The following is a 9,248-nucleotide window of genomic DNA, read 5'->3' on the forward strand; positions in this document are numbered from 1 at the left end:
ATAAGAGACAGCCCCCCCTCCCGCAACCGACACGGGTTTCGGAACCTCCGTGCGAAGTCCCAACCCCGTCGCATTTCCCATTCACATCGACCCACCGGGAAGGCGCCAAGTCCCCGCACTCAACAGACCATTTCCGATTCCGGAGATCGCTGGAGAAAACAGTGACCGAAGCCGATTCCACATCCACCTTCCCCGAAGCGCGCACCTGCCCCTACCAGCCGCCGAGCACGTACCGCGAATTTCAGCAGCGCGGCCCGCTGTGCCGGGTCGAGCAGTACGACGGCGCGATGGCGTGGGTCGTCACGCGTTACGACACGGCCCGCCGACTGTTGGCCGACCACCGCCTTTCCGCCGACCGGACCCATCCGGGCTTTCCGCTCCTATCCGCCCGCTTCGAAGCGGTTCGCGAGCAACAACCGCGGCTGCCGCTCGTGGCGATGGACCCGCCGGAGCACGGCGTGTACCGCCGGATGGTGCTCAAGGAATTCACCGTGAAGCGAGTCCGCGAATTGCGCCCTGCCCTGGAGCGGATCGCGCGTCGATTCGCCGACGACCTGGTCGACGCCGGACCGCCGGCCGACCTGGTGCCGACGTTCGCCCTGCCAGTGCCGTCGATGGTCATCTGCGAGGTGCTCGGCGTGCCGTTCGACGACCACGACTTCTTCCGGGACGTCGGCCAGCGCATGGCGGAAAGCGCCGACCCGGAGGACATCGCCGCCGCGCGCGGCGAAATGGTCGAGTACCTCGACGGGCTGGTCACCGCACGGCAGGGCGAGCCGGGCCCCGGCCTGATCAGCCGACTGGTCACCGAGCGCCTCGCCAGGGGCGAGCTGGACCGCGAAGACGTCGTGGCGATGGCCGAGTTCCTGCTGGTCGCCGGACACGAGACCACGGCGTCGATGATCTCGCTGAGCGTCCTCACCCTGCTGGAGCACCCCGAGCAGCTCGCCATCCTGCGGTCCGATCCGAGCGCGATGCCGTCCGCGGTGGAGGAGCTGCTGCGCTACCTCTCGGTCGCGGACCTCGCCGGTGTGCGAGTCGCCGTCGACGACATCGAGGTCGACGGCCGGCTGATCAGGGCCGGCGACGGCGTGATCGTGCCGAACGCGCTGGCCAACCGGGATCCGCACGCCTTCGCCGACCCGGACACCTTCGACATCCGGCGGGAAGCGCGGCATCACGTCGGGTTCGGCTTCGGCGTGCACCAGTGCCTCGGCCAGAACCTGGCGCGGGCGGAGCTGGAGATCGCGCTGTCCGTCCTGCTGGAACGGCTGCCCACGCTGTCGCTCGCCGTCGACGACGTACGGGAGTTGCCGGTGCGGGCCGCGACCACGATCCAGGGGATCAACAAGCTGCCGATCACTTGGTGATCAGGTCGATCAGGTCGGCCTCTTGCCGAAACAACCCATCGAGTCGACTCGCCACGACCGGCCCGATTTGGGACAGCGCCTCGGGTTTCATCAGGTAGTCGTGTTCGCTGTCGATCTCGTGAACCTCGATCTGACCGTTGACGCACGGGATCCACGCTTGCCGAGCACGCCACGGCTCGGGCGCACCGCCTCCCCGTTCGCCGACGGCGACGAACAACAACAGGTCACCGTGGAACCGGCCGGGACGGTACTGCCTGATGGCTCGCTCGTGCCGCGCGTGGCTCCGGCAAAGGCGGTCGAGGATCTGTTCGTCGAGGACGAACGCGGCCGATTCGTCCGCGCCGATGACGTCGATGAACATGTCGCGGACATCGCGGTCCGCTGCGGGTGGCGGCAGTTCTCGCTGGTCGGTCGGCGCCGGGAACGAATCGAGCAACGCGAGCAGTTCGACCTCGCCGCCTTCGTCCTGGATCATCGTGGCGACGGCGTGCGCGATGATGCCGCCGAACGACCAGCCGAGGAACCGGTACGGTCCAGTCGGCTGCACGGCTCGGATGCGCGCCAGGTAATCGGACGCCATTTCCTCGACGCCGATTGGACCGGAACGATCTTCGGTCAGATCCCGGGCTTGCAGGCCGTACACCGGTTGTTCGGGGTCGAGGTGCGGAAGCAGCCCGGCGTACGGCCAGCTGATCCCGCCGGCCGGGTGGACGCAGAACAGCGGCCGGCGGCTGCCGGTCGTGCGCAGCGGCAGGAGAACGTCCAGGCCGCTACCGATGTCTCCCGAATCCAGCCGGCGGCTCAGGTCCGCCGCTGTCGGCGCCTCGAAGAGCGCCCCCACGCCCAAAGCCACGTCGAAGTCCTTGCGGATGCGGGACACCAGCCGGGTGGCGAGCAGGGAATGCCCGCCTAGGTCGAAGAAATTGTCGTCGACGCCGACACGCTCGACGCCCAGTACTTGGGCGAACAGGTCGCACAGGAGCACTTCGGTGCGGGTGCGCGGCGGCCTCGACCGGCCACCGCCGGTGAACGTGGGTGCCGGCAGCGCTTTGCGGTCCAACTTGCCGTTCGCCGTGACCGGCAACTCCTCCAACGCCACCACGGCGGCCGGCACCATGTACTCCGGCAAGAACTCGCGCGCGAACCGCCGGACCTCGTCACCGTCGACCTGGGCCCCCGCGGCGGGCACCACGAACGCCACCAGTCGTTTGTCGCCCGGCCGATCCTCGCGGACGACCACTGCGGCCCGGGCGATTCCGGGATGCGCGGCAAGGGTGTTCTCGATTTCGCCGGGCTCGATGCGGAAGCCCCGCACCTTCACCTGGTCGTCGGCCCGCACCATGTACTCCAGTTCGCCGTCATGGTTCCACCGCACGAGGTCCCCGGTCCGGTACATCCGGCTACCCACCGGATCTCCCGGCTTGGTGAAGGGGTTCGCCACGAACCGTTCCGCGGTGAGTCCCGGGCGGGCCCAGTAACCGCGCGCCAATCCCGTGCCGCCCACGTAAAGCTCCCCGATCACGCCCGGCGGGGTCGGCCGCAACCAGCGATCCAGCACATACACCCGCGTGTTGGCGATCGGGCCACCGATCGATGGCGGTCGCGCGTCGTCGCACCAGGCCAACGTCGACCAGATGGTCGTCTCCGTCGGGCCGTAGACGTTCACGACTCGACCGCCGGTCGCATGCATTTCGGCGAGGAGCTCGGCGGGCAGTGGTTCGCCACCGGACAACATCGTGAGGTTCTCGAAATTCGCGCCGCAGAAACCGATCAGTCCTCGCCACAACGAGGGCGTGGCCTGCACGATCGAGACTTCTTCCTGCTCGATCAGGGTGGTCAGCAGCGCCGGATCGCGAACCGTCCCGTCGTCGGCGACCACGACGGTGGCGCCGGCCAGGAGCGGGCCGAGCAGTTCCAGGGCGGCGATGTCGAACGCGAGCGTTGTGACCGCCAGCCAGCGGTCCGACTCGTCGAGCCGCAACGCCTCGCCCATGCCGAGCAGCAGGTTCCGCAGGGCCAGCTCGGGGACGACCACGCCCTTGGGCTTCCCGCTGGACCCGGACGTGTAGATGACGTATGCGGGGTGCAGCGGGTGTGGGGCAGCCGGGCGGTCCGCGTCGGTGAGGTCCGTTGCCGGTAGCCGGTAGAGCGAGTCCCGTACCTCGCCGTCGTCCAGCACGACCAGCGGTCGGGAAACCCCGGGCAGTCGTCGGGCCGTGTCAGCGGTGGTCAACACGATCGCCGGGTCGGCGTTGTCGAGCACGTGCCCGATGCGTTCCCCAGGATGGGCCGGGTCGATCGGCAGGTAGGCGCCACCGGTCTTCAGCACGGCCAGCAGGGCGACCACCATCTCCGCCGAGCGCGGCATCGCCAGGGCGACCACGCGCTCCGGGCCCGCGCCCAGGCCGATGAGGTGGCGGGCGAGCCGATTCGCGCGCGAGTTCAGCTCCGCGTAGGTCAGCCTCGCCATGCCGGACACGACCGCCTCGGCGCTCGCGGACTTGCCGGCCTGGGCCTCGAACAACGCGCACACCGACGACTCCGGTTGCAGGTCCGCCTCGGTGGCGTTGCACTCGACCAACAACCGTTCCCTTTCGGCCGCGGTGAGCACATCGATGTCCGCAACATCCCGATCCGGGTCGTCGGCCACCATCCGCAACAGCGCGTGGAGCCGGACCAGCAAGACCTCGATCGCCGGTCGGTCGAAGACGTCCGACCGGTAGTCCAAGCGCAGTTCCAAGCGCCGCCCCTGCACGACGAGGCTGAGCGGGTAGTGCGTGGTGGTGTGGCTGTGCGCGTCAGCAACCCGCAACCCACCCATCGAGTCGAGCATGGTCGGATCGACCGGGAAGTTCTCGAACAGGACCAGGCTGTCGAAGAGTCCACTGTGTCCGGTCAGCCGGTGGATGTCGCTGAGTCCCAGGTGTTCGTGCCGCGTCATCCGCAGCTGGTCTTCCTGCATCCTGGAGAGCAGCGCGGAAACGGATTCGCCCGCCTTGATGCGGACGCGGACCGGCAGGGTGTTGACGAACAGGCCGACCATGCCCTCGATGCCCGGCAACTCCGGTGGCCGTCCGGCGACGGTGGCACCGAAGACCACGTCGTCGCTGCCGGTCAACTGCCCCAACAGCAGTGCCCACGCGCCGCGGACGAACGTGTTGAGCGTCCAGCCGCGGCGCCGTGCGAGGGCCGTCATCGATTCGGTCAGCTCCGGCGGCAGTTCGAACGTGACCTGGTGACGTCGCGGCTGCGCTCGAACGACCTCCGCGTTCGGCGCGATGCGGGTCGGCGCCTCCAGTCCGCGCAGCATCTGCCGCCACGCGGCTGCCGCCGCCGGTCTGTCCTGCGCGGCTTGCCACGCCAGGAAATCCCGGTACGGGGTGGCCGGCGGCAGCCCGTCCTCTTCGCCGTGCTCGTAGAGGTGGAACAGATCGCGCAGCAGCACGGGCATCGACCAGCCGTCCAGCAGGAGGTGGTGGTTGGTGAGCGCCAGGAGGTGGGACTGTTCGCCGAGGCGGATCAGCGTGAACCGCAGGAGCGGGGGCGCAGCCGGGTCGAACCGGTGCGACCGCTCCGCATCCAGGAGCCGCGCCGACTCGGCCCGCCGCTCGTCGGCAGCGAGGTGCCGGAGGTCGATTTCCTGCCAGGGCAACGCCACGGAACCAGGCACGACCTGGACCGGGCGTTCGACGTCGTCGCACCAGAAGGCGGCGCGGAGATTCGGGTGGCGCCGCAGCAGTGCTTCCGCGGCATTGCGCAGTGCCTCGGGATCCAACGACCCGGCCAGCTCCAGGGACAGCTGGACCACGTAGTCGTCGGAGTTGTGCTCGTCGTACAGCGCGTGGAAGAGCAACCCTTCCTGCAGCGGTGTGACCGGCAGGATCTGGGCTGCCTCGCGCTCGCCGGGCCGCGAGTGCTCGGCCTGCACCCGGGCGATCTCGTCCGCGGTCAGGTCGACCAGGAGCGGTTGCGGTTCCGCTGCCGGGGGCACCGACGGATCCTGCGGCGCGGCTGCCCGAGCCAACGCGGCCACGGATTTGTGCTGGAACACGTCTTGCACGGTCATCGGTATCCCGGCCGCCTTGGCCCGGCTGACCAGTTGTACGGAGGAGATGCTGTCGCCGCCCAGGTCGAAGAAGTTGTCGTCCACCCCGACCGTTGCGACGTCGAGCACCTGGCCGAACAGACCGCACAGTTCCGCTTCGAGCGGTGTCCGCGGGCCGCGCCCCGCAGCGGACTTCGCGAAGTCCGGTTTCGGCAGTGATTTCCGGTTCAGCTTTCCGCTCGCCGTCATCGGCAACTCATCCAACACCACCACGGCGGCCGGGACCATAAACTCCGGCAGCTTCGCGCGGACGAAATCCCGAACCTGGCCGACGTCCGGCTCATCGCCCGAACTGGGCACGACGTACGCGACCAGCCGCCTGTCGCCCGGCTGGTCCTCCCGCACCACCACCGCGGCTTCGGCGATCCCCGCATGCTCGGTCAGCCTGTTCTCGATCTCGCCAGGTTCGATCCGGAAGCCCCGAACCTTCACCTGGTCGTCTGCGCGCCCCAGGTACTCCAGTTCGCCCTGGTGGTTCCACCGAACCAAGTCCCCAGTCCGGAACATCCGAGACCCAGCCGGGCCGAACGGGTCCGCCACGAACCGGTCGGCGGTCAGCCCCGCACGACCCCGGTACCCCCGCGCCAAACCCACGCCCGCGACGTACAACTCCCCCACCACACCCGGTGGCACCAGGCGCATGCGGCCCTCCAGCACGTAGACCCGGCTGTTCGCGACCGGGCGGCCGACCCGGACCGGGCCGTCCCCGGCTTCCCAGAACAAGCTGTCCGCGCTGGCCTCGGAGGAGCCGTACAGGTTGAGCAGCAGCGAATCCGGCAGGACTTCCGCATGGCGCTCGACGAGAGCGCGGGGCAGGGCTTCACCGCTGGTAACCCAACATCGGACGGACGCCAACGACCTGGAGTAGGCGTCGTCCAGCAGCACCCGCAGCAAGCTCGGCACCACCGTCACCCGCTCGACCCCGTGCTCCGCGACCAGGCGCACCAGGCCGCTGGGATCCCGCAGGACGTCGTCCCCGGCCAGCACGACCTTGCCCCCGTGCAACATCGTGCCGAGCAGTTCGGTGGCGCTGTCCAGGAAACTCAGCGAGCTCCGCGCGAGGACCGTTGACGACCGCCACTGCGGATACCGCTCGCTGAACCACCGCCATCGGTTCGCAAGACCCGCGTGCAGGCCGACGACTCCCTTCGGCACGCCGGTCGAACCGGACGTGTAGATCATGTAGGCGGGGTGCAGCGGCAGCAGCGGCGCCGGTCGCTCGGAGTCCGCGACGTTCTCCATCGAACGCCCCTGGCCCGCCAGGTCGTCGACCAGCAGGCAAGTCGCGTCGGTCCTCGGCAGCGCGGCGCGCACCGCCGAGGACGTCAACACCACCGCAGGCCGGGCGTCGGCGAGCATGAACTCGATCCGATCGGCCGGATATGCCGGGTCGATCGGCAGGTAGGCGCCACCGGCCTTCAACACGGCGAGGACCGCGACCACCATCTCCACCGAGCGGGGTATGGCCAGCCCCACCACCTGTTCAGGTCCCACGCCCAGCTCGACCAGATGCCGGGCGAGCTGGTTCGAGCGCGCATTCAGGTCCCGATAGGTCAACTCCGCACCTTCGAACACCAGCGCCACCGCGTCCGGCGTTCGCGCCACCTGCTGCTCGAACAGGTCCGGCAGCACCAGCGACGACGGCAGTGGGATCGCCGCGTCGTTCCACGAGGTCAACAGTTGGCGCCGTTCGGCGGCATCCACCACGTCGAAGCTGCCGATGCTCCGATCGAGCTCATCGACCGCGGTCTCCAGCTGCCTGCGGAACCGGGACAGCAGGGACTCCACAGTGGATCGGTCGAAGATGTCGGTGTTGTACTCGACCGTCAGCGCGAGACCCGTCCGGCTGCTTTCGAAGTGCACGCCTTCGTCGACGCTGACAAGCAAATCCACCCGGGCCGCGCCGACATTCACCGGCAACAGTCGACCGCGCGCGCCGGGGAGGCTCAACTCGGTGCGCGGCGCGTTCTGCTGCGTGAGCATCACCTGGAACAGCGGGTGGTGGGTCAAGGTCCTGGTCGGCTTGAGCACGTCGACGAGATGCTCGAAGGGAACGTCCTGGTTCTCGTACGCCGCCAGGTCGGTGTCCCGGACGCGGCGGACGAGTTCGCGGAAGGTGGGATCGCCGGAGGTGTCCACCCGGAGCACGAGGGTGTTGACGAAGAATCCGACGAGATCGTCCAACGCCTCGTCGGTACGGCCTGCGACGACGGAGCCGATCACCACGTCCTCGCCGACGTTGAGCCTGGTCAGCAGCGCGGCCAATCCGGCGTGCAGCACCATGAACAAGCTTGCGTCGCAAGCACTCGCCACGTGGAGCAATCGGGCGTGGAGGTCTGGTGACCATTCGACGACCAATGTCTCGCCACGGTGCGATGCAACCGTCGGATGCGGTCGGTCGGTGGGCAGTTGGAGTTGTTCCGGAGCACCGGCCAGTTCCTGCTGCCAAAAGCCGAGCTGTCGGGAAACAACACTTTCCGGATCATCCTCATCCCCGAGAAGATCCCGCTGCCACAAAGTGTAATCCGCATACTGCACCGGCAACGACTCCCACACCGGCGCACCACCATCCCGCCGCGCAACATAAGCATCAGCGAAATCCCGCCACAACGGCTCCAACGACCACCCATCCGCGGCAATATGATGCAACACCAGCACCAACACCCGTTCACCACCCGAGAGCACCAACAACTCCGCCCGAACCGGCAACTCACCACCCAACTCAAACGGATACCGCACCGCCCGAGCGACCTCCCCATCCAACCGCCCACGATCCACAGAACTAACAATCACACCCGGCCACACCCGATCCAAACCCTCCGGACCCAACACCTCCTGACAAGGCACACCATCGACCTCACCAAAAACAGTCCGCAAACTCTCATGCCGCACCACCACATCCCGCAACGCCCCAACCAACGCCGCCTCATCAACCTCACCCACCAACCGCACCACCAACGGAATGTTGTACGTCGCCGACGGCCCCTCCAAACAATGCAAAAACCACAAACGCCGCTGCGCAAACGACAACGGCAAACGATCAGGACGACACTCCACCCGCACCACACCACCACGCGCCCGCCCCGCACCCGACACCCGCCGCGACAACAACGCCACCGTCGGAGCATCAAACACATCACTCACACCCAGCTCGACACCCAACACCCCACGAACCCGCGACACCAACCGCGTCGCCAACAACGAATGACCACCCAAATCAAAAAAACCATCATCCACACCAACACGACCAACACCCAAAACCTCAGCGAACACACCACACAAAACTTCCTCAACAAAATCCCGCGGCCCCCGCGACAAAACCCGCCCCACGAACTCAGGAACCGGAAGAGCCCTACGATCCAACTTCCCATTCACCGTCACCGGCAACTCATCCAACACCACCACCACAACCGGAACCATGAACTCCGGCAACCGACCACGCACAAACTCCCGAACCCGCGACCCCTCCACACCCGAACCCACCACATACCCAACCAAACGCCTGTCGCCCGGCACATCCTCACGCACCACCACCGCCGCCTGCCCCACCCCAGGACACCCGGCCAACACACCCTCCACCTCACCCAACTCAACCCGAAAACCCCGAACCTTCACCTGATCATCAACACGCCCCACAAACTCCAACACACCATCACGATTCCACCGCACCAAATCCCCAGTCCGATACATCCGCGAACCCACACCACCAAACGGATCCGCCACAAACCGCTCCCCCGACAAACCCCCACGACCCCAATACCCTGTCTCTTAAA

General features: G+C 67.5%; 1 protein-coding gene and 1 pseudogene. One reads left to right on the forward strand and one right to left on the reverse strand.

The window, feature by feature from the left end; genetic code table 11:
• Positions 1-161 precede the first annotated feature (161 nt).
• Entirely contained in the window at positions 162-1,370 is a 1,209-nt protein-coding gene (locus tag E1288_RS45250) for a cytochrome P450 (protein ID WP_235884271.1), read from the forward strand.
• On the opposite strand, the pseudogene E1288_RS45255 reads toward E1288_RS45250, so the two are convergent.
• A pseudogene (locus E1288_RS45255) lies at positions 1,360-9,237 on the reverse strand (amino acid adenylation domain-containing protein); the annotation flags it as partial. The gene E1288_RS45250 and the pseudogene E1288_RS45255 overlap by 11 nt on opposite strands.
• Positions 9,238-9,248 lie beyond the last annotated feature (11 nt).

This window comes from Saccharopolyspora elongata (assembly GCF_004348985.1).
Lineage (GTDB): Bacteria > Actinomycetota > Actinomycetes > Mycobacteriales > Pseudonocardiaceae > Saccharopolyspora > Saccharopolyspora elongata.